Genomic DNA, 22,168 nt, shown 5'->3' on the forward strand with positions numbered 1-22,168 from the left:
GATGGCTGACAACCCGTACTTCGACTCCATGCAGGTAGTGGCATCAGCCTTCACTTCATGCATGGGAGGAACACGGCGAACGAGCAGACGATCACACCTCGACCCTTGGCGCGACCTTCAAGTCGGCCTGGCCGCAGCTGCCTCGGTGCAGACTTCGATACGCCACGCGGACACCAAGGCGACCGCGCTGCTGACGATCAACGGGGCGGTGGCCACAGCGATTGTGGACAGGGTCCTGCCACTGGCGGTGGGTGGTGGCGAACAGTTCGCCCTCTCCCTCGCTGCGATCTTGGTCACCTGTTTCGTAATCGGCCTGGTAACGGGGAGTTGGCAGCTTGTGCTGGCGCTTCAACCCCGCCTCGACGGACCGAGTGGTCCCAACCGCTTCGGGTTCCCGAACCTTGTGAGGATGGGGCGGCCGTCAGTCGCATCACCTCGACGGCACAGGGACGAAGCGTGGGACCTCGTCACCGCGTTGGCTCGCATCGCGATGGCGAAGCACCTGCGGATACGCCGGAGCATGCCATGGTTCATCGTGACGATGACATCTGCCAGCGCTTTGATGATCGTCACGACCCTCAGCATGCCGGCGACATCTTGACCGCCACAGCAACCAGTAGCGAGATCGACGCCCGACGTGAATGATGATCTCGTGTGGAGGACCGGAGGTGGTGCGTGGAGGACGTGACCTGGCTACCGGGAACCTTCCTCGGTCGCCTCGGGAAGGCGGCGCGAGATCAACTACTGGCCGTCGGGGTTCGTCGATCAGTGAGGGAGTCCCAGGTCGTACTGCGGGAAGGTGCCCTCGAGTCCCACGTCATCGTGCTCGACGACGCGCTGGCCAAGGTCACCGTCGCCATGGCTGACGGTAGACAAGCGCTCTTGGCGATCCGCATGTCCGGCGACATCATCGGCGAAATCTCAGCTCTCAACGGCACACCGAGGACCGCTACCGTCACGGCCTGCCGGCCCTCGATCATTCGGATCATCCACCGCAATGCGTTCCGTGCCTTTCTCCGCTCCAACCCGGATGCCGCCATGGAGGTCGCGGGCATCGTCGCGGACCGTCTGCGCTGGGCAAATCGCCGACGGGTCGACTTCGCCTCCTACCCAGTGAAGGTCCGCTTGGCGCGCGTGCTGTGGGAAATCGCGAACGCTTACGGCAGGCGAACTCCCCGCGGTCTTGTCATAAGCGTCAGGCTCACCCAGAGCGAACTGGCGACCCTGTGCGGTGCAGCGGAGATCAGTCTGCAGAAGGCGCTCGGCAGTCTGCGCGGTGCCGGCATCATCGCAACGGGCTATCGCGAGATCGTGGTCCGGGACACCGATGGGCTGCTTTCCGTCGCTGATCTCGCCGAGGTTTGAACGTCCGGCCCTCGTAGTGCACCGACCCGACCTGGCGGGAGATCTGCGCAGGCAGCGGAGTCCAGCTCTGGACAGGCCAGGGCTTGGATCAGCTCGGGTTGCTGGTGGGTCAGGCCCCGGGGACGCCCTGAAGGTCGACCTTGAACATGAACGGTCGACAGGACGAGCGGGCGGTTTCGGCGTCCACGATCAACAGCTCCGGGTCCGTGAGGGCCTTGGTGACCACTGCGAGGCGCCATCCGCTCTCTACTCGTGCCGCCCGCTCCTCGTTCGGCGTGAGCAGAATGGCGGGGCGCAGGCCGCTGACGCCCTTGACCTCGATCTTCTCCACGTCACCGTCCGGCGACGTGCACGTCAGATCCCAGCCGAGGTTGTCCTTGCTGACATCCTTGACCACCCAGCCGCGACCCTCGTAGTCACGGGTCACGGCCTCCATGGCGGCCGCCTCCACCTGAGCGTTGGTGACGGGATTACCGAAGCCGGCGCCGGAGGCGGTCACCGTCACCTTGACGGGCTGTGGCGGCAGGTGCTCGTCAAGAGCGGCCAGTTCTTCCTTGGTGACGAAGAGCGGGTTGCCCATCTGGGGTTGGCGGAAGACCTCCATGCCGCTGAGGCGCGAGTCGGCCTTCAGCACGTGCCGTGGCACCGGGCTCGTTATGAGCTGCACGTCCATCGGCGCGAAGTGCCTCGTCCTTTGCTGCTGATCCTCGTCGAGCCAGTAACCGGTATCGCCGTCGGCCTTCGCTTCGTAGACGGGGCCGACGATGACGCCCGAACCCCACAAGCCCGGCTCCAGGTATGCCCCCTCCTTGCCGGTGACCCAGAACAGGATCCGCTGGCCCGGACGGATCAAACCAGCTCGGTAGTTCGGGACCACCGACCAACTGGTGATCGTCTCTCCACCGTCCGCAAGGAAGCTGACCAGGTCCCAGACCTCGGGGTTGCATTTGACCAGCCAGGCGCCCAGATTGTCGGAGGTCACGAGGTTTCTGGCCGTGCTGCCGTGGGCCGCAGCGGATCGCGTCTCCGATTCACCTGTCGCGTTCTCGGCACGCAGTCGGCGTACCTCGCTCCACCAGATGCTGAAGTCGTCGCCAGAGCGGTTAAAGGGCCGCCGGCGCGCCATCCGGTGGAAGCCGCGGGAGGGTTCGGTTGGCTTGCCGTCAGGTCCTTGCTTGACGACCAGAGCGGAGATCATCCCTCGGTTCTCCGCGTCTTCGCGCTTCGACGCCTCTTCGAGGATGTACGGCATCGGCCCGCCGTGGTACGGAACCTGTAGGTCCTGTTGCGCCAGCAGTTCGCTGAGCTGTCGATAGGTGATCAGGGCATCTGTTTCGTCACGTGAGTCCCGCGCGATCCCTCGCAGGATCTCCGTCGCCGCCTCGACGGCCCGATCGAACTCCGGCTCCCCAGCTCGCATTCGCTCATCCTGCCGTCTCGGGCTCGACGACGGCTGATCGCGCAATGACGGCTATCTGACTCGGCGGTCAGATCAACGACCCTGCGAGAACCGATAGTGTCACCGTGAGCGTTGCTCTGATTTCGCGACGTGATCGCGGGCGGATCATCGTATGGGGGTTCCGGATGGCACCGAGCAGACGGCGGGCGGTCCTGATCGGGGTGAACCAGGGCGGGCACGACGTGCATCTGCCCGCGCTGCGCTACGCGGAGCGCGACGCCCAGGCGATCCGGGGCGTGCTGCTCGACGAGACAATCGGGACCTTCGACGACGGCGACGTCACCATGTACATCGGCGCCGACGCGAACTGGCGCGGCATCAAGACCAAGCTTCGCGAGCTGGCGCTGGATTCGGGTCCTTCCGACGTGCTGCTGGTGTACTTCGCCGGTCACGCGTTGGTGCCTGAATGGAGCAACCAGCTCGACGCGTATCTCGTCACGGCGGACCTCGACCCGGACGGCCTCCGACGTGAGCCGGACAACGGCCTGCGGATGGCCTTCCTCAAACGCGACGTCTTCGAGACCTTCGCCGGCGCGTCCTTCCTCATTCTCGACTGCTGTCAGGCGGGGGCCTACCTCGACGCCGACCTGCGCCACACGGAGGCGATGCAGACCTACCGCACCCAGGTCGACCGGCACAGCGCCCTGCTCGCCTGCCGTAGTGGCTCGGCCGCTCGGGAGAGCGAGGAGTACGCCCATGGGGTCCTGACCCATCATCTGCTGCGTGCGCTCCGCGGTGCGGCCGCGGACGACAGCGGGCGCGTGTCGTTCGGGCAGATGGCGACCTTTGTGGCCGAGCAGGGGATCGAGCCGCCGCCGGTCCAGCTCGTACAAATGTGGGGTCCGACCACCGTGCTGGCACAGCCGCCGGTTTCCCGACACGACCGCCAATCGCTCAGTTCGCCGGCCAACCCGGGCACCACGCGGCCCTGCAAGAGTCCGCTCGAAGACCAGTCCAGTTCCATCCTGCAGCTTCTCGGCCGGGTGTTCCGGTCGGAGACCCGCCCGACCCAGCCGCCGCAGCAGACCGGCTACGCGGACCGGGTCGAAATCATGCGGTACGCCCTGGGGGCGGAGTCGGTGGCGGCGGTGGAGTTCTCCGGCACGGCCATCCGTGTGGTCAATGCGACGCCGCGCTTCGACAAGGAGGAGCTGCGGCCGTTGTTGGAGCTCAGCTCCGCCGATGCCATGAAGTATCGGACCGGGATGCCTGGACACATCGTCTCCAACGACGAGGGCCGGCGGATCCTCTGCGTCCCGCTCCTTCACGAGGACGACAAGGTGCTGGCGTTGACCCTGGTCGACCCGGCCCCCGCGTTGCTCGACATGGGGGAGCCACTCGCCGTGATGCTGCGGGCGATGTGCGACGCCAACTTCCTCGGCGACCCGCTCCAGGCCGAGATGCGGGTGATGACCGCGCTACGTACCGCCTTCGGCCGGCTGCCGCTGAGCCTCTACGAGTACGCCTTCAGCCTCTACCAGAAGCTGGTCGGCTCCATGTTCATGGTGTTCCAGCCCGTCGTCGAGCTGGCCCTGCGGCCGACGGGAGTGAGCATCCAGAGTTTCGAGGCCCTAGCGCGCCGCGGAGACCACGAGACCCGCGCTCCGCTCGGCGCCCTGCAGATGGCGTACGCCTGGGGAGATCGCTTCATCATCGAACGGGACGCCCTTCTGCTCACCAAGGCGATCCACTCCTACGCCGCTGCGGACGCCGCCACGTCGTATCAAGGCACGAAGCCGCTGTCGGTCAACGTCGCGGTCCGCTCGCTGCTCAGCGACGCGTACCTGGCCCAGGTGAGCAAGGCCCTCATCGAGGCCGACATGAATCCACGGACCCTCACGCTGGAGATTTCCGAACAAGACGCGATCGAGCCCGGGCCGGGTGAGCGATGGCTGCAGGAGCCGCTTGTCTACTTCCACCGCCGGCTGACCACCCTGGCGCGGGACCTCCGGATCACCTTCGCCGTCGATGACTTCGGCGTCGGGTACGCCTCGCTGGCCCGGATGGCGGAGCTGCCGCTGACTCAGATCAAAGTCGACCGGGCGGTGCTCCACCATCCCCTGGTCATGGAGGAGCTCGCGCTGGTGGCACGGGTGGCCCGGCATGCTGCCGACCTCGGACACGCGCACACCCCACGGCCCGTCATCGTCGAGGGCTACGACGACGCCGCGCCGGTCAGCCTCAGGCAGATCTACGACCTGGGAATCCACCACGTGCAGGGCTTCTTCTGCGGGAACACGGCGTCGACGTCGCTGCATGACCTGGATGAGTCGGTCCGTGAGCGAATCGCCAGCCTGGTGAGAGGTGAGAAATGACGAGCATCAAACTGATGTTGCCGGCCGAGGTCTTCGACGAACTCGACCTGCCCTACGAGGGTGTCCGGGACGTCTCGGCGGTGACCCTCGCCATCGAGGGCGTCAGCGTACTGGCGAACCTCGCCACCCTCGCGACGCTGCAGCCGCAGTTGGGGGCCCTGGCCGCCGCGATCCGCAACTGGCGGCTGCGGGAGCCTCGGCCCTCGGTTGTCCTGACGGTCAAGGGGCCGGGCATCGACCTGAAAATCGACCTGCCGCGCAACGTCAGTCGGGCGCACGTGCTCGATCAGCTTCGCCCGCTTCTCGACGCCGATGATTGACCACATCCGCAGGGGATCGTTCTGCGTCGCTTCCTTTCGGTAGGGTGGCGCCTCCATAACGTACGAGAGGATGCGACGTGGACAAGCCCGGCAGTGTTTTCTGTGTAGAGGGGCAGTGGGGCGACGACCTGGCTGAGCGCGGTTCGGTGCTGCCGACGTTGGAGCTGTTGGAGCGACTGCGCAAAATCCGCTTCATCCATCGGGACGTGGCAACGCCTGACGAGCTGCGCTTCTACCTCGAACAGTGGTTGTCCCGGAAGTACACCGCCTACAACGTCGGCATCTTCGCCATAGACGGAGGACCCGGCCGCCTCTGCCTGTCAGGGCGGCATGAGCTCGATCTCGCCGAGATCGTGGGATGGCTGCGGGGCCGATGCGGGGGCAAGCGGCTTTACTTCGACTGCGGCTCGATCCTGCGGATTTCTGAGGCCACCCTCGTTGAGATCCTGGAGGAGACGGGAGCGTCGATGGTGTGTGGTTTCACCAAGACCATCGACTGGATCGAATCGTCCGCGTTCGACACCGTTCTCGTCGACCGGCTGGCCAACGGCCGTAAAACCAACAGCGTCGAACAGTTGGTCCGGTCCGCCCGCTGGGCGCCCTTGGTACAGCATCTCGGATTCCGCATGGTCTACCAGCACTCTCAAGGGCCACGCGTACCCGCGATGAGGCGACCGGAGCCGGCCGTGCCTGCCTGAACGTCGAATAGGCGCGGTCCGCTCAGCTTGAATCGGGCGCAGGGACGAAGCGGACCCGCCTGTGGGCGAGGTCGGGGTGTGCGGTGTATCCGGCATCTCCCCACGACCGGCTGTGTGAATGTGTGCTGTCACCGTTAGCCCACCAGGCGGAGTGCCGGTAGGCGGAGGGCGGTAGCCCTCCGGGCACCAATTCGTCGAGCTGCTCAAGGCTGTAAGTCACCTCACCGCTTCGTCGGCGGAGGTGATCACGCAGCGCGTTGTACTTCGACATGTCGTCCTCCGGCGACTACCGGTGAAGCTGCCGTACACGGGCGTGCCGATCCGCGTGGCGAAGCTCCGCAGACCCGGCAGCGGCTGACGGCGGTCAGCCTCACCCAGCGGCGGGCTCGGGCGTGTTGAGGACGTCCAAGATCGCGGCGGCGACCTGCTCGATGTAATCGATCGTCTGCGTGGCGCCGGCCCCATCGATCGGGCGCTTCCGATTGGGACCCTCAAGGTCCTCGTCGTACTCGTGGGCGATCTTGTGGCGGCGCTGCACGATCTGCCGGAGCTGCTCCTGCACGTCCTTGCCGGTGAAGGCAACTCCGTCACCGCTCTGCTCCGTGAGCACCCGAGCCACCCGATCCCAGAAACCTTTCACGTCGTGGACGAGACCGAAGCCTTCGCGAATCTTGTCCGGGTTCTGGTAGACGAGGTGGCCCTGATCGCGCAACTGCTGATCGAGGGCTTCCACGAGCGTCTTCGTGCCGAGGTTAACCTGCTCGACCAGGCCGAGCGAGATCTGGAAAGCCATGAACGCTTTGGGCTTCTGGGCGTTGGGCTGCGCAGCCAACTTCAGCATCCGTGCCCGGATCTCCTGTCGGACCCAGTGGTCGAGGGCCGCGACGCTCTGTACCCAGGCTGCCCGGAACACGTCCGAGACCTCGAATGCCCCTACCTTGAGCTGGTCTAGGTGCTGGCCTGCGGTGGCGAGGCTACGTGCGTAGTCCAGGTTCCGCCGCAGGTTCGTGAACGGCCCGGAGCCGTCGTCGGAGCTGACCGGCGTGGCGGTGACGGGCTCGTCGGCAAGCACCGCCGCCGGTGTATTGAAGCCCAGAAGTCGCTCGAGTCGGGCGACGCTGTCGGCCTGGTTGATCCGGTAGACGGTCGTCAGCGACGGCAGGGCGAGTACCTCCCGCTCCACCGATGCCCGAGGGATGTCCGTGCGGGACCACCGGACCGACCGCGCGTGGCGGATTCCCGAGGGTAGGTCGGTCCGGTACTCGTAGGGCCCGGTAACCCGGCCGACGGCGACGTCAGGGCTGGTCCGTCGGAGGAAGAGCACGATGTCGCCCTCGGACATCTTCGTTCGAAACGCGACCAGTTGGATGGCGTAGTTCTCCACCGCGCGTCGCTCGACCTCCGGGTAGGCGGCCCGGACACGCTCGCGGATCTCGGTGGCGGACGTGGTTTCCGTGAGATCTCCCGCAGTCGACCAGCCGACCGCGATAAGACTCTTGTCGAGGGCCAGTGCGTCGTAGCTGTCGTCACGGCCGGCCCGTACGATCCATGCCTTCGTCATCAGATCTCCCATTGAGAGGCGCGTGCCGGTCAGTCCGTGCTGGTGATCGGGAACTTGATCGGCTCCCCGTCCCACTGCTTCGCTTCGATCGAGGGCAGCCCGGAAAGCGGCTGGGACGTCTCGAGCTCCCGGTCGAAGACCGTGCGCCACTCCTCGGGCGTTCCGGTGACCAAGAATGGACCGATTTGCACCTGCAATGAATCCTCGATCATCTCGACCGGAACGGACTCACCGGCGATCGTCACGTCGCTGTCGATGCCCGCGACGCGCGCGGACTCGATGGCGCTGTCCAGCTCGGCCATGCTGGCCCAGCCCGCCCAGGAGATACCGTCACCGGACGCCGTGAAGACGATCCTGCCGCCGTCGCGGAGGCTGCCATAGAGTGCCAGGTCGAGTGACAGGCCGGCGCTCGGGTCGGCGTTCTCGGATGGCACCTCGTCGAGGAAGGACGGCCGGAAACGGTCCAAGAGCGCGTTCATGGCCTCCGCGAGGAGTGCTCGGCGGTTGTTGAGGAACCGCTGGTAGCCGTCTGCGTTTCGCAACGATTCGTCGAGCGGCACAAGATGTGCCCGCAGCTCGTCCTCGCCCAGGGTGGGGAAGTACTCGGCCGGACTCCGACCGTTGATCTTCTTGTTTGCCTGGGCGGAGATGAACACCAGGTTGGCCAGATCGTTGACCATGCCCTTGTCGAACCGACGATCGTCGAGGGTCGACGGCGGGTGAACGTGGTGGTGCTCGAGCTTAGGCGCGTCCTCGGTGTCGGGAAGGATGTCGGAGCCGTACCACCAGTCGCGGGCATCCCTTGCCATGGCCACGAGCAGGCTGAGGAAGAAGTAGGGACTCTCCTTCGTGCGGCCCCGCAACGCACGCTCGGTCACTTCGGCGCGGGAGTTCTCGACGTTGAGGCCCTCGAGCAGCGCGCGGACCGGATCTGCCTGCCGAGCGGCACGAATGTCCTGGCTCAGCCGTGTGTCGGTGGAGCCGCTGTAGCGGGTCCGGATCGTGGCGAGCAGGAGCCAGTAGATGATTCCGTTCGAAGTCTCCTGGTCGACGGTGTCGTCGGTGCGCTCACCGAGAAGCACGACCAGCGGGATCAGCACGATCATCGAGGGCAGCGGATCCGATCGGGTCAACTTGAGGTGTGTCTGCAGCAGCGGAACCAACCGGCGAAGACCGCGCTTGACCACCTCCCAACCCCGCTCGAGTTCCGTGTCGCCGGTCTGCCGCAGCTTGCTGTGGGACCACACCGACAGGCCTCGGCCCAGCACGACACCTGCCAGCGCCCGGGAGAGGAAGTTGACGTCGATGTGCCCGTAACCATGGCGGAGCCAGTGCTCCGACTCGCTCTGCAGCTTGGTCAGCACCCCCGTCCACCGCGTCGACAGGGTCGCCATCGCCAGGTCGAGGGTGCCCAGACGGCGGCCGCCGCTGTTGACCCGGACGAAGATCTCCGCGACCTCCTCGTACGGGAAGCCCTTGAGAACCTCCATGACGAACCGCCGGTTGCGCAGCTCCTTGATCTTGCTGAGTCGCTCCTCGATCTCGTGGTCCTCAAGGGTGGAGCCCGCGTCGAGCAGCCGCTGGGTCAGGCGCAGCATGCTGGCTTTCGGATCGAGCACATCCGCCACCTTGACCCATTTCGGGTCGCGCTGGGTGGCTGCGCTCTGGTTCTGGAACTTCTGGTTCTCCACGTGGAAGACGACCTGCGCCTCGGGGTGATCGGTGAACACCCGATGCAGTGACGTGAGGCGTTGCTGGCCGTCGAGAAGAAACAGCGGCGGCTTCGACGGGGTCGGGTCCGGCCCGTTGACGGACATCTCCCGGGTCTCTGGGGCTTCGTCGGTTTCCCAGAACAGGAGTGAGCCGAACGGGTAGCCCCGGTATATGGAGTCCATCAGCTTGGCGACCTGTGTCGGCTTCCAGACATATTCACGCTGAATCTCGGGAAGCAGGATCTCGGCATCTGAGATCTCGTCGATCAGTTTCCCAATGGACCGTTCGATCCTGTCGACGTGCATCAACTCAACCTCTTCGTTGCCGCTGGTGTCCGGGAATGCCGAGCAGGGCCCATACGTAGAGGACGGGGGCGACACATTTCGACCCCTGCGGGTGGGCGAGGGGATGGGTGCGACGCGGGTGGGCCCGACTGATGTCCTACCGCTGTCCTACCGCGTGGCGTATGGCCCTGTCCACCCCATGATCGGCTGTTCCTGTCTGCCATGCGCTGACTGGGTGCTTTATCCGGTTGCACCGCACCCAGCCGAGGGGTCGAGCCCTTTGCTCAGGATGCGCGCCTGCTCCAACGTGGCCGGCGCCGATCGGTACGGTGTGCAGCATGTCTTCGCCCACCCCCGCGCCGCTGCTCCGGGAGTTCATCGACATCCCGGAGCGCACGAGCACGAGCGACTTCGTGCTCAAGCTCGCCGACAGCGTCGCCGACGCCGACGCCACCCTCCGCGACTACGTGGTCACGGATCGGCTGCTCGGCAACTTCGACGAGGCGCTCGGGCTGATCCGCTCCGCGGTCGAGGGGCACGCGTCGAAGGCCGCCTACCTGCACGGCTCCTTCGGCTCCGGTAAGTCGCACTTCATGGCGGTGCTGCACGCGCTGCTGCGCGGCGAGTCCGTCGCCCGGGGGCGCGACGAGTTCGCGCCGCTGGTCGCCAAGCACAGCGTCTGGCTCGACGGCCGCAAGTTCCTGCTGGTGCCGTACCACCTGCTCGACGCCCGCTCCCTGGAGCAGCGGGTGCTGGGCGGCTACGTCGACCGGGTCCGCGCGCTGCACCCCGAGGCGCCCATCCCGGCGGTGCACCGCACCGACGCGCTGCTGGACCAGGCCGCCTCGCTGCGGGAGAAGATCGGCGACAAGCAGTTCATCGACGGACTGCCGGGCGGGGACGTCGAGGACGAGTGGGGCGAGAGCGAGACCTTCTGGACGCCCGAGCGGCTCGACCAGGCGTTCGCCGGCGCGTACTCCGACGAGCTGCGCCGCAAGCTGGTCAACGACCTGCTGACCAGCTGGAACAAGGGCTTCTTCAGCAACGCGCGCGAGGACGCCGAGGCGTTCGTCTCCCTCGACCGGGGTCTGACCGAGATCAGCCGGCACGCCAAGGAACTCGGCTACCACGGCCTGATCCTCTTCCTCGACGAGCTGATCCTCTGGCTGGCCAACTCGATCGGCGACCAGCAGTTCGTCTCCCGCGAGATCCAGAAGATCACCAACTTCGTGGAGGGCGGCGACACCCGCCGGCCCATCCCGGTGATCAGCTTCATCGCCCGCCAGCGTGACCTGCGCGAACTCGTCGGCGAGGAGGTCACCGGCGCCAACGAGCTGAGCTACCAGGACACCCTCAACCTGGCCAGCGGCCGGTTCGACGTGATCAAGCTGGAGGACCGAAACCTTCCGGAGATCGCCCGCCGCCGGCTGCTCAAGCCCCGCGACGCCACGGCCGGCGAGGCCATCGCCCGGGCCTTCGACGCCACCACGAAGGTACGCCGGGAGGTCTTCGACACCCTGCTCGGCACCGACTCGGGCAGCGGCGCCGACATCGACGCCTTCCGGTCGACGTACCCGTTCAGCCCCGCGTTCCTCTCCACGCTCGTGCACGTCTCCAGCGCGCTGCAGCGCTCCCGGACCGCGCTGAAGCTGATGCGGCAGCTGCTGGTCGACCGCCGTGACACGCTGCGCCTCGGCCAGCTCGTTCCGCTCGGCGACCTCTACGACGTGATCAGCAGCGGGGGCGACCAGCCCTTCACCGAGAAGCTCAAGGCCGAGTTCGAGATGGCCCAGAAGCTCTACGACCTGAAGCTGCGTCCCTACCTCCTCGGCCAGTACGACCTCACCGACGACGACCTCGACGCGGCCCGCCGCGGCGACCCCCAGCCCGCCGAGTCGACCGGCCGGATCCGGGCCTTCACCGGCGACGACCGGCTGATCAAGACGCTGCTGCTGGCGGCCCTCGCGCCCAGCGTGCCGGCGCTGCGGAACCTGACCGCCCGGCGGCTGTCCGCGCTCAACCACGGCAGCATCACCAGCCCGATCCCTGGCGGCGAGGTCGCCCAGGTCAGCCGCAAGCTCGCCGACTGGGCGGGCCGGTTCGCCGAGATCCGTATCGGCGAGGGCGACGACCCGGTGGTCTCCCTGGAACTGGTCGGCGTCGACGTCGACAGCGTGCTCGCCACCGCCAAGCACTACGACAACGAGGGCGCCCGCAAGCACATGGTCCAGCGGCTGCTCTGGCAGCAGCTCGGCGTGCCGTGGAGCGACTCGTTCTTCGCCGAGGCGGGGCTGACGTGGCGGGGGAGCCGCCGCACCATCGAGCTGGTCTACGGCAACGTCCGCGACCCGCACGACATCCGGGACGAGGCGTTCCACCCGAACGACCCGGCCGGCTGGCGCATAATCATCGACTATCCGTTCGACGACGGCAGCCACGGCCCCGCCGACGACCGGCAGCGGGTGCAGGAACTCATCGGCCGGACGAGCTCCCGCACCGTCTGCTGGATCCCGGCCGCCCTCACCGTCGAGCGCCGCACCGAGCTGGGCAAGCTGGTCATCATCGACAAGCTGCTCGAGGGCCAACGCTTCGAGAGCCACGCCGAGCACCTCAACCCCGACGACCGGCGCCGTGCCCACGCCGCGCTGACCAACCAGCGCAGCGCGCTGCTGAACAAGATGCAGGCCGTGCTGCGCCAGGCGTACGGGCTGGCCGGTAAGCAGCCCACCGACGTGCAGCTCGGGTTCGACGACCACCTCCAGTCGCTCACCCGCGCCCTGGAGCCGAAGCTGCCCATGGGTGCGACCTTCAACGACGCGCTGCGCAGCCTCGGCGACCAGATGCTCAGCCAGCAGTTCCCCGCGCACCCGGACTTCGATCCCGACCGCAAGGGCGAGGCGGTCCGCCTGCCCGACGTCAAGGTCGTCCTCGACCACGTCCGGCGAGCGGTCGAGTCGCCCGAGGGCCGCGTCGAGGTGGAGCGGGCACACCGGCAGACGCTGCGCCGCATCGCCAACCCGCTCGGGCTCGGCACGATGCACGAGGCGGCGTTCGTCATCGAGGGGCAGTGGACCCAGCACTTCCAGCACAAGGCCGCCACCGAGGGCATCAAGGGCGAGCTGCGGGTGGCCGACCTGCTGCGCTGGACCGACGAGCCGCAGGCGCGCGGCCTCGACCCGATCGTGGCGCAGCTCGTCGTCGCCACCTTCGCCGAGCAGACCGACCGTGCCTTCTACCTCCACGGCAGCGAGGTCGTCCCGGCCCCGGAGGTCGGCAAGATCGGGGCGGACCACACCCTGCGCGAGGAGCGGCTGCCCAGCCAGGAAGACTGGGACACCGCGCGCGCCCGGTCCGCCGCCATCTTCGGCTTCCAACCGATCGCGTTGCGGCGGGGACGGCTGGTGGCGATGTTCGGCCGCGACCTGACCACCCAGGCGAACCGGTATCGCGAGGCGGCACACGGTCTGGTCGCCCGGCTCGACCAGCACGCGAAGTGGCTGGGAATCGACAAGGATTCGGCCAGCGGTCGACTGGGCACCGCCCGCGCCGCCGCCGATCTGCTGGAGGGGCTGGCCAACGCACGATCGGCGGTGGACACCGTGGAGCGCCTCGCCCGGGCCGAGCTCGGTGGGCCGGCCGACCGGACCGGGAAGAGCATCAAGAGCGCGGCCCAGGTGTCGGCCGACCTGGCCGGCGTTTCGTGGGACAACTTCGAGATCATTGGCGGCCTCGGCGCGCCGTACGCCACCGAGGCGGCGGCGATCCTCACCGAGTTGCGCCGGGTCGGCCAGGCCGACGAGCTGACCGCCCCACTGTCCCCGGCCCTGCGCCGGGCCCAGTCCGACGCGGTGGCGCTCATCCGCCGAGTGACACGCAGCCGTGAGCTGATCGACGACCGGTCTCGTGACGCCGTGATCCGCGATCCCGCTGAGAAGGTCCAGCCGGGCGGCGGCGACACGATGGTCGCCCCGAGGAGCGAGGTGGCTGTTCCTGCGGCCGACGTCGACCGGGCGGTCGAGAAGCTCCGCTCCTTCGCGGCGGACCACCCGGACGCCATGCTCGAGGTGAGCTGGAGAATCGTGCCGTGACTCAGGCACCCGCCCCTGCCCAGGCGCTGCGGATCAGCCCGGTGGCGTTGCGTCAGAAGGTGGCGCAACAGCTCGACCGGCACCGCAACGGCGACGCGTACCCCGTGCTGGTGGTGCGCGCCGAACCGGCGTGGCCGCACGATCCGACGATGCTGTTGCCCGACGGCCGGCGCGCCCGGATCGTGCCGTGCGTGTCGCCGCTCGCCGTATGGGAGCACCTCGTCGCGGATCGCGGCGACGAGGTGCTGGTGCTGCTGACCGACATCCCGGAGTCCGTCCTGCACCACGGCGTCCGGAGCCGGATCTTCCGGCAGCGGGTCCTCACCGTCGAGCCGTGGGACCTCGTCGTGGACGCGTTCGGCGCGCAACTGCCGGACACCGCTCTGGAGCGGGAGTCGTGGGCCGGCCTGGCGTTGCTCGACGCGATGCCGGCTGCGGGCTGGCCCAAGCTGGCCACCGCCGTGCTGACCCGCGATGTCGCGCTGCGACACCTGGCCGCCGTGCGTCTCGGCCTCGACCGGCGGGGCGAGGGCCCCGACGACCTCGACGTCGCCGCGCTGCTGCGGTGGAGCGCCCAACCGGGCGCGGTCGAGGCGTACGGGCTGCTGCGCGAGGAGGAACAGGACGGGCTGGCCCGGTGGCTCGTGGAGCAGTTCGGCCGGCCGGCGAAGGCCCTGTTCGCGCTGATCGCCGCCGGTCACGGCATGGAGGCGCTGCCCCTCGGCCTGGTCTGTGACGCGTTGTGGAGCACCGACAGCGCCGACGCGGTACGCGCCCAGGGCCGGGTCGACCAGTACTTCGGCAGCCTCAACGACGACGCGACCGTCCGAGGCTTCGCCGAGGCGGCCGTGCAGGTCGTCACCGGCCTGCTCGCCGCCTCGAAAACCGACGTGCGGCGCCAGGGGCACGCGGTGCTCGACCGCGCCGAGGAACTGCTCGTCCAGTTCAACGCGGCCGGCAGCGCCGGGCACAGCCCGATCCTGCGCACAGGTTTCAACCAGCGGATCGGCGTCGCGGCCCGGGCCCTGCTCGCCGGGCTTCACGACGCGGCGGACACCGCGCTGGAGCGTTCGGTCGAACGCCTCGCCGAGCACCGGCTGGCGGAGGCGGAGACCGAGCGGATCACGCGGATCCGGATGGCGCAGCGCCTCGTCCGCTGGCTCGGCACGGACGTGCCGCCGCCCGAGAGCGTCGCGGACGGAGTGGAACGGCAGATCGCTGAGTGGGGCTGGGTCGACCTGGCGCTCAACCACGTCTGGGCCGGCGAGGACGCCCACCCCGAGCTACAGCAGGCGTTCCGGGCGATCCACGATCGCGCGCAGGCACGTCGCCGCGAACTCGACGGCGCCTTCGCCGGACGCCTCGGCGCCTGGGCGACCGCCGGGCCGGGCAACGACGGCGGGCTGCTCACCGTGGAGAACCTCCTCCCGCGCGTGGTCGAGCCGCTGATCCGCGCCGACCGGCCGGTGCTGCTCGTCGTCCTCGACGGCATGAGCGCCGCCGTCGCGGTGCAACTCGCCGACGAGCTGTCCCAGCACTGGGTCGAGTACGACCCGCTCGCCGGGCCCGGCGCCGGACGCCGGCGGGGCGTCGTGGCGGCGCTGCCCACGCTGACCGCCGTCTCCCGCACCTCGCTCTTCGCCGGCGCGCTGCGCAGCGGTAACCAGGAGCACGAGAAGAAGCTCTTCGCCGACGGTCGATGGGGCAGGGGCTCGCAGATCTTCCACAAGGGTCCGGCCCGGGGCGGCGCGGGCGAGGTGTTCGCCGGCGAGCTGTCGGCGGCGGTCGCCGGCCCGGCCCCCGTGGTCGCGGTGGTGATCAACACGGTGGACGAGTCGCTGGCCCACGGCCGGGAGGGCGGCGAGGCCGGGTGGCAGCTCGACGACGTCGGGTTCCTGCGCAGCCTGCTCGACCAGGCGCGGTCCTCCGGCCGCGCGATCGTCGTCACCAGCGACCACGGGCACGTGCTGGAACGCGGCGGTCAGCACGTCAAGGCCGCCGACGCCGCCTCGGCGCGGCACCGGACCGGCCCCGGCCCGACCGCGCCCGGCGAGATCGAACTGTCCGGCCCCCGCGTCGTCGCCGACGGCAAGCGAATCATCGCGCTGTGGGACCCGCTGCTGCGGTACCGACCCAGCAAGGCGGGCTACCACGGCGGCGCCTCGCTCGCCGAGGTCACCATCCCGCTGCTGGCCTTCCTGCTGCCGAACGTCGCCGAGCCGCCGGCCGGCTGGGCACCCGTCGAGACCCGCGAACCGGAGTGGTGGCGGGCGAGCGCACCCGCCGCGTCGCCACCCGCTGCCGTGGCGTCGGCACCCGTGCCCAAGCCGCGCCGGAAGGCCCCCGCTGCCACCGGGGACGCGCTGTTCGACGTACCGGAGGCGACGCCCGCGACCGCGGCGGCGCCGGCGGCTGGCGACGGCGACCTGGTGGCGGCGCTGCTCGCCACAGAGTTGTTCGAGGCGCAGCACGGTCTGACGCCGCGTCGGGTGGAGCTGCGGAAGATCGAGGCGGCGATGCGTGCGTTGGTCGACGCCAAGGGTGTGCTGCCGGCGGCGGTGCTGGCCCAGCGGGCCGGCGAGGTGCCGGCACGCGTGACCGGCTTCGTCAACGCCCTGCAGCGGATCTTCAACGTGGACAACTACCCGGTGCTCTCGCTGACCGACAACGGTCGCACGGTACGGCTGGACCTGCGGCTGCTGCGCGAGCAGTTCCGCCTACCGGCAGGCCCCTCGTGAGCGGCGTCAGCCCGGCCCGCCGTCGGGAAGTCATCGACGCTCTGCGGCGAGGCGCCGTGCCCTCGGCCGGCCTCGACCTCTTCGCGGTCGGGCTCGACCGGTTCGGCGCCGCGATCGGCGAGGATCTCGACACCGTCGCCGCCGGCGGGTCCGTCTTCAAGGCCGTCCGCGGCGAGTACGGCTCCGGCAAGACGTTCTTCACCCGGTGGATAGCCGAACGCGCCCGACGGGCCAACCTCGCCACGGCGGAGGTGCAGGTCTCGGAGAACGAGACCCCGCTGCACCGGTTGGAGACCGTCTACCGGCGGCTTACGGAGCGGCTGAGCACCTCGACGTTCCCGCCGAGCGCGCTGCGGCCCGTCGTCGACGGCTGGTTCTACGCGCTCGAGGAGGACGTCCTCGCTGCCGGCGAGATCGCGCCCGACGAGGTCGACGCCCTCGACCGGGCGGTCGCCGCGCTGCTGGACCAGCGGCTCGCCGCCGTCAGCCGGAGCGCCCCCGCCTTCGCCGCCGCCCTGCGCGGCTACCGCCGCGCGACCCTTGACGGGGACCCGGCGACGGCCGACGCGGTGCTCGCCTGGCTCGGAGGCCAGCCGCACGTCGCCGCGGCCGCCCGCCGGGTCGCCGGCGTCAAGGGCGATCTGGACCACTTCGCCGCGCTGAGCTTCCTGCAGGGGCTGCTCGCCGTGCTGCGCGACAGCGGCCATCCCGGCCTGCTGCTCGTGCTCGACGAGGTGGAGACGTTGCAACGCGTCCGCTCCGACGCCCGGGACAAGGCCCTTAACGCCTTGCGTCAGCTCATCGACGAGGTGCACTCGGGGCGGTTCCCCGGGCTGTACCTGGTCATCACCGGCACGCCGGCCTTCTACGAGGGGCCGCAGGGCGTGCAGCGGCTCGCGCCGCTGGCGCAGCGGCTCGCCGTCGACTTCACCACCGACGCGCGGTTCGACAACCCGCGCGCGGTACAGATCCGGCTGCCCGGCTTCACCGTCGACTCCCTGGTCGAGCTGGGCGGACGGGTGCGCGACCTGTACGCGGACGGGGCGGCGGCCCCGGACCGGGTGCGCCACCTCGTCGACGAGGGGTATCTCAGCGACCTGGCCCGCGCGGTCGCCGGCGGGCTCGGTGGCAAGGTCGGGGTGGCCCCGCGCCTGTTCCTCAAGAAGCTCGTGGGGGAGGTGCTCGACCGGGTGGACCAGTTCCCTGAGTTCGACCCCCGCCAGCACTACGCGCCGACCCTCACCGCCACCGAGATGACCGACGTAGAGCGCAACGCGAGCAGCGCCGACGCGGTCCCGCTCGAGCTGTAGGAACACATCCGGTCATGACGAGTGGTGCCGAGCTGCTGCATCCGGTCGTGCTGCACCACGTGGTCAACACGCTGCAGTGGCCGGCGTTGCGGCCCCTGCAGGACGCGGCCGTGCGTCCGCTGCTGGACGGCGAGGACGCCCTGCTCCTCGCGCCCACGGCCGGCGGCAAGACCGAGGCGGCCGTGTTTCCGCTGCTGTCCCGGATGGCGCAGGAGAACTGGTCGGGCACCTCCGTGCTCTACGTGTGCCCGCTGAAGGCGCTGCTCAACAACCTCCTGCCCCGCCTGGAGGCCTACACCGGTTGGCTCGGTCGCCGCGCCGCGCTCTGGCACGGCGACGTGACGATGGGACGGCGCCGGACGATCCTCCGGGAGCGGCCTGACGTCCTGCTCACCACGCCGGAGTCCCTGGAGTCGATGCTGGTCAGCACCGCCGTGGACCACGACGAGTTCTTCGGGCAGCTTCGGGCGATCGTGGTCGACGAGGTGCACGCGTTCGCCGGGGACGACCGCGGCTGGCACCTGCTGGCCGTCCTGGAGCGCCTCTCCAGGGTGGCCGGTCGCCCGGTGCAGCGGGTGGGGCTGTCCGCGACGGTGGGGAACCCCGACGAGCTGCTGGGCTGGCTGCAGGGTTCTGGACGCGACCTTCGGCCGGCGCGGGTGGTGGCGCCCGGCATCGGCGCGCCGGCCCGCGCCACGACGGCGGCACCGGCTCCCGCCGGCGAGGTCGAGCTGGACTACGTCGGGTCCGTGCACAACGCTGCCAAGGTGATCGCGGCCCTGCACCGGGGCGAGAAGCGGCTGGTGTTCTGCGACTCGCGGGCTTTGGTCGAGGAACTCGGCCAGCGGCTACGCGCGCTCGACGTGACGACGTTCCTTTCCCACGCCTCGCTCTCCGTCGACGAGCGTCGGCGGGCCGAGGAGGCGTTCGCGCAGGAGCGGGACTGCGTCATCGTCGCCACGAGCACCCTGGAACTGGGCATCGACGTCGGCGACCTCGACCGGGTGATCCAGATCGACGCCCCGCGTACCGTCGCCGCGTTCCTGCAGCGCATCGGCCGGACCGGACGGCGACCTGGCAGCAGCCGGAACTGTCTCTTCCTCGCGTTGGACGGCGAGGGGCTGTTGCACGCCGCCGGACTGCTCCACCTCTGGTCGCAGGGCTGGGTCGAGGCCGTCGTGCCGCCGCCGGAGCCTCGGCACATCGTGGCCCAGCAGATGCTGGCGCTGTCGCTGCAGCGGCACCGCGTCGGCGACCAGGTGTGGCCGGGGGAGTGGAACGGGCTGGCGCCCTTCGACAAGAGCGCCGAGGTGATCGTGCGGCACCTCGTCGATCGTGGTTACCTCGACGTCGACTCCGGGATGCTCTTCATCGGGCCGGAGGCGGAGCTGCGGTTCGGTCGCCGGCACTTCATGGACATGCTGGCGGTCTTCACCGCCCCGCCCCAGTTCACCGTGCTCTCCGGCCGTACCGAGATCGGTCGCACCGACCCGGCGCTGCTCACCGCGAAGGTGCATGGCCCCCGGCTGCTGCTGCTCGCCGGGCGCAGCTGGCGGGTCACCTACATCGACTGGAAGCGCCAGCGCTGCTTCGTGGAGCCCGCCGACGGCGGCGGCAAGGCGGTCTGGATGACCGGCGGCTCGCCGCAGGGGCTGTCGTACCGGATGGTGCGGTCGATGCGCGACGTGCTCCTCGGCGCCGACCCGCCGGTTGCCCTCACCGGCCGGGCCAGCACCAGGCTCGCCCAGTTGCGAGAGGACGCCACCCCACTCGTCCATCCCGGCGGCACGGTGGTCGCCCGCGACGGCGACGGCGAGATGCGGTGGTGGACGTGGGCAGGCTATCGCGCCAACGCCACTCTGATCGCCACTCTCAGCGACCTGGCTGACCCGACACAGCGGTACGACGATGCCTCGATCCGGCTGCGGCCGGACGCGGACCGCGAAATGGTGCGAGCCGCCATGGCCGATGCGGTGGATCGGATCTGCCTACCGGACGTGACCGAGAAGGCTCTCGCCGGTCTCAAGTTCAGTGTTGCACTGCCGGAGCGGCTCGCCGTGGCGACCCTGGCCGCCCGGCTCGCCGACGTGCCCGCAGCTCGTTCGGTGCTCTCCGAACCCACCCGAGTGACGTACCTGCCACCGGTGTGAACCACCGCCAGACCGGCCGGCGGTCTCGTCCGCGTCGTCCTCGCCGAACAGTCCCCACGTCAGGAACGGTCCGGCATTGCCGATGAGCTGCGGGAACTCTGGCCCATAGCACGGCCAGCCCGTCCCGCGGAGCCTGTCCACAGGCGGCCGCGTCGTCCACACCTGGCACCGGCCGGGCTGGTGGGGGAGCGGACGGCACGGCACCGTCGGGGCATGGACTCCGTCATTCAGGCGCTGGTCGACCGTGGTGGTGGGCTGGTGACCCGGGAGGACGTGCTCCGATGCCGACCGCGCTCGACGCTGGAGAGCGCCTGCCGCTCGGGACGCCTGCTCCGACTGCTGCCCGGCGTCTACGTCGACGCCGCCCTCGTCGACAATCCGCAGAGCACCTCACCGCCCACCCAGCCGACTGCGCCGCCGCTCGCCCGGGTCACTCCGGCTCTGGCCCGACGAGCGGCGCTGGCGTACGTCGATGGGCGGGGCGCGCTGAGCCACCTCACCGCGCTCGACGTGTGGGGCCTGCGGCGGCAACCCCCCGGCGAGCCGCTGCACATCGACGTGCCGATCGCGTCCGGGCTGCGCGACCGTCCGCACCTGCTCGTGCATCATCGGCGCTGCTTCGCCCCGCAACCACCCCACGTGCTGGTCCGAAACGGCGCGCCGGTGACCCGGCTGGACCGGTCGCTGGTCGTCGCCTGGCCACTGCTGCCCGCGGTCGATCGCGCCGGCACGGTCATCCGCGCCGTCAACGACCGGCTGACCACACCGGAACGGATCGTCGCGGCGCTGGAGGGCGTACCGAGACTGACGGACCGGGCCGCCCTGCGTGGGCTGCTGGACCGGCTCGCCGCAGGCTGCCGCAGCCCGCTGGAGATCTGGGGCCACGACCGGGTCTTCACGGGCCCCGGCATGCCGGCGTTCCGCCGCCAGACGCGAGTGCGGTTGGGAGACCGCGTCGTCTACCTCGACCTGTACGCCGAGGCGGAGCAGGTGAACATCGAGCTGGACGGCGCAACGACCCACGGCAACCCGCGCGAGCGCGAGATCGACCTGCGTCGGGACGCTCTGCTCGCCACCCGCGGCATCCTCGTGGTCCGCTTCACCCACCGCCGCTTGCTGCACCACCCTGACGACGTCCGCCGCGAAACCCTCGCCATCCTGGCCACCCGACGCCAGGCTCCCATGATCAGTTGATCGGAAGCCGTTCGAATGCATGCATCGGCGGCGGTTTTCCATCAACTGATACATGGGCGGCGCAGGTCCCGCGCCGTGCCGCAGTGGGCCGCGCAGCGTGGCGGGACTGGTCAGTTCGGTTGCGCCGGCTGGTCGAGGATGGCGCTGAAGCGTTCCTCGGCCAGGTCGAGTTGGTCGAGGATGTGCCGCTTCACCGGCGCCGACAAAGGAGTGTCCGGCCGGGTGACGAGGTCGCGGTAGACCGGCACCAGCGGCCGGTACTTGCGGGCGGACGAGGTCACCTTCGGCCCGACGGTGTGGATGACGCCCACCCCGTTGTCGGTGAAGTCGGAGATCTTGATGACCCGCGCCCACGGCTCCCGGTCCAGGCTGGCCGCCACGTGCTCCCGGTACTGGGCGTGCTTGTCGCGCGCCGGGTCGTACGCCGGATTGGTGACCGCCGCGACCAGGCGCGCCACCCGCGGACCGAAGCGCTCGGCGAGGACGGCCAGCGCCACGGCGGTGGCGTCGCCGGCGGGCGCCCCGGCCGTCTCGCCGCAGGACGAGGCAGCCAGCTCGTCGGGGTGGTCCTCCACGGCGTCGTGCAGCAGGCCGGCGACGATCACGTCGACGTCGCGGACCTGGTAGTGGTGCATCATCCGGATCGCCACCCGCAGCAGGTGGTTGAGGTAGGGCTCGCGCACCCGCCGGTCCTCGCGGTGCAGCTCGGCGGCGAGGTCGAGGGCCTCGGTGAGCCGCCCCCGGGCGGCCTCGTCGAACGCGCGTACCTCCAGCCGGAACCGGGCCAGCAGGCCGGGCTCGCCGTGGATCTCGGTGATCGCGTGCATCGGCATGGTGGCCAGGTAGGCGGGAAACTCCATGCGCCACTTATAGCCGATCTTCACCATGCCGCGGGCCCCTGGCGTCGCCCACCCGACGCGCCGGCCCCGGGCGACACCCATCCGACGCGCCAGCCCTGGCCGCCACCCACCCG

Annotated in this window: 14 protein-coding genes; 10 read left to right on the forward strand and 4 right to left on the reverse strand. The window is 69.6% G+C overall.

Features of this window, described 5'->3' with window-relative positions; translation table 11 throughout:
* Positions 1-145 precede the first annotated feature (145 nt).
* Positions 146-601, forward strand: coding sequence for a hypothetical protein (locus ACGF7U_RS20490; protein WP_393108818.1), 456 nt, complete (start codon positions 146-148; stop codon positions 599-601).
* A 74-nt stretch (positions 602-675) separates the two neighbouring features.
* Positions 676-1,365, forward strand: a complete 690-nt coding sequence (locus tag ACGF7U_RS20495; RefSeq protein ID WP_393108820.1) for a Crp/Fnr family transcriptional regulator — start codon at positions 676-678, stop codon at positions 1,363-1,365.
* Between the two features lie 109 nt (positions 1,366-1,474).
* Here ACGF7U_RS20495 and ACGF7U_RS20500 read toward each other — a convergent pair whose 3' ends face one another.
* Complete coding sequence (locus ACGF7U_RS20500; protein WP_393108822.1) at positions 1,475-2,785, reverse strand: protein NO VEIN domain-containing protein; 1,311 nt, start codon at positions 2,783-2,785, stop codon at positions 1,475-1,477.
* Positions 2,786-2,889: 104 nt separating this feature from the next.
* On the opposite strand from ACGF7U_RS20500, the gene ACGF7U_RS20505 reads away from it, so the two are divergent.
* From ACGF7U_RS20505 to ACGF7U_RS20515, 3 genes are all read left to right on the forward strand, one after another.
* Positions 2,890-5,139: an EAL domain-containing protein gene (locus tag ACGF7U_RS20505; protein ID WP_393108824.1), complete on the forward strand. Its 2,250-nt coding sequence runs from the start codon at positions 2,890-2,892 to the stop codon at positions 5,137-5,139.
* Positions 5,140-5,153: 14 nt separating this feature from the next.
* Positions 5,154-5,459, forward strand: coding sequence for a hypothetical protein (locus tag ACGF7U_RS20510; protein WP_393108826.1), 306 nt, complete (start codon positions 5,154-5,156; stop codon positions 5,457-5,459).
* A gap of 77 nt (positions 5,460-5,536) precedes the next feature.
* Positions 5,537-6,157 (forward strand): DUF6642 family protein, encoded by a 621-nt coding sequence (locus tag ACGF7U_RS20515; RefSeq protein WP_393108828.1) that lies wholly within the window; start codon positions 5,537-5,539, stop codon positions 6,155-6,157.
* 370 nt (positions 6,158-6,527) lie between these two features.
* On the opposite strand, the gene ACGF7U_RS20520 is transcribed toward ACGF7U_RS20515, so the two are convergent.
* Both ACGF7U_RS20520 and ACGF7U_RS20525 read right to left on the reverse strand, forming a co-directional pair.
* Positions 6,528-7,718 (reverse strand): restriction endonuclease, encoded by a 1,191-nt coding sequence (locus ACGF7U_RS20520; protein WP_393108830.1) that lies wholly within the window; start codon positions 7,716-7,718, stop codon positions 6,528-6,530.
* A 29-nt stretch (positions 7,719-7,747) separates the two neighbouring features.
* Positions 7,748-9,736 (reverse strand): DUF262 domain-containing protein, encoded by a 1,989-nt coding sequence (locus tag ACGF7U_RS20525; protein ID WP_393108832.1) that lies wholly within the window; start codon positions 9,734-9,736, stop codon positions 7,748-7,750.
* A 317-nt stretch (positions 9,737-10,053) separates the two neighbouring features.
* Between ACGF7U_RS20525 and ACGF7U_RS20530 the strand changes: the two genes are divergently transcribed.
* The 5 genes from ACGF7U_RS20530 to ACGF7U_RS20550 all read left to right on the forward strand — a co-directional run bounded on the left by ACGF7U_RS20530 (position 10,054) and on the right by ACGF7U_RS20550 (position 21,195).
* The gene (locus tag ACGF7U_RS20530; RefSeq protein ID WP_393108834.1) at positions 10,054-13,803 is read left to right on the forward strand and encodes a hypothetical protein; all 3,750 of its coding nucleotides are present in this window, start codon (positions 10,054-10,056) and stop codon (positions 13,801-13,803) included.
* On the forward strand, positions 13,800-16,541 hold the full coding sequence (gene pglZ, locus ACGF7U_RS20535) for a BREX-2 system phosphatase PglZ (RefSeq protein WP_393108836.1): 2,742 nt from the start codon (positions 13,800-13,802) through the stop codon (positions 16,539-16,541). Before ACGF7U_RS20530 ends, pglZ begins: the two co-directional genes overlap by 4 nt.
* 56 nt (positions 16,542-16,597) lie before the next feature.
* Positions 16,598-17,851: a BREX system ATP-binding protein BrxD gene (brxD, locus tag ACGF7U_RS20540; RefSeq protein ID WP_393108838.1), complete on the forward strand. Its 1,254-nt coding sequence runs from the start codon at positions 16,598-16,600 to the stop codon at positions 17,849-17,851.
* Positions 17,852-17,865: 14 nt separating this feature from the next.
* Positions 17,866-20,001: a DEAD/DEAH box helicase gene (locus ACGF7U_RS20545; protein WP_393108840.1), complete on the forward strand. Its 2,136-nt coding sequence runs from the start codon at positions 17,866-17,868 to the stop codon at positions 19,999-20,001.
* 213 nt (positions 20,002-20,214) lie between these two features.
* Positions 20,215-21,195: a DUF559 domain-containing protein gene (locus ACGF7U_RS20550; protein ID WP_393108842.1), complete on the forward strand. Its 981-nt coding sequence runs from the start codon at positions 20,215-20,217 to the stop codon at positions 21,193-21,195.
* Positions 21,196-21,305: 110 nt separating this feature from the next.
* Here ACGF7U_RS20550 and ACGF7U_RS20555 read toward each other — a convergent pair whose 3' ends face one another.
* Complete coding sequence (locus ACGF7U_RS20555; protein WP_393108844.1) at positions 21,306-22,055, reverse strand: HD domain-containing protein; 750 nt, start codon at positions 22,053-22,055, stop codon at positions 21,306-21,308.
* Positions 22,056-22,168: the final 113 nt, after the last annotated feature.

Origin of the sequence: Micromonospora sp. NPDC047670 (genome assembly GCF_043204915.1) — a bacterium.
Lineage (GTDB): Bacteria > Actinomycetota > Actinomycetes > Mycobacteriales > Micromonosporaceae > Micromonospora.

Bases quoted from the DNA above. Each gene is read 5' to 3' on its own strand.
- ACGF7U_RS20545 (WP_393108840.1), top strand. From the start codon at position 17,866: ATGACGAGTGGTGCCGAGCTGCTGCATCCGGTCGTGCTGCACCACGTG.
- ACGF7U_RS20550 (WP_393108842.1), top strand. From the start codon at position 20,215: ATGGACTCCGTCATTCAGGCGCTGGTCGACCGTGGTGGTGGGCTGGTG.
- ACGF7U_RS20510 (WP_393108826.1), top strand. From the start codon at position 5,154: ATGTTGCCGGCCGAGGTCTTCGACGAACTCGACCTGCCCTACGAGGGT.
- ACGF7U_RS20520 (WP_393108830.1), bottom strand. From the start codon at position 7,718: ATGACGAAGGCATGGATCGTACGGGCCGGCCGTGACGACAGCTACGAC.
- ACGF7U_RS20525 (WP_393108832.1), bottom strand. From the start codon at position 9,736: ATGCACGTCGACAGGATCGAACGGTCCATTGGGAAACTGATCGACGAG.
- ACGF7U_RS20530 (WP_393108834.1), top strand. From the start codon at position 10,054: ATGTCTTCGCCCACCCCCGCGCCGCTGCTCCGGGAGTTCATCGACATC.
- ACGF7U_RS20555 (WP_393108844.1), bottom strand. From the start codon at position 22,055: ATGGAGTTTCCCGCCTACCTGGCCACCATGCCGATGCACGCGATCACC.
- ACGF7U_RS20500 (WP_393108822.1), bottom strand. From the start codon at position 2,785: ATGCGAGCTGGGGAGCCGGAGTTCGATCGGGCCGTCGAGGCGGCGACG.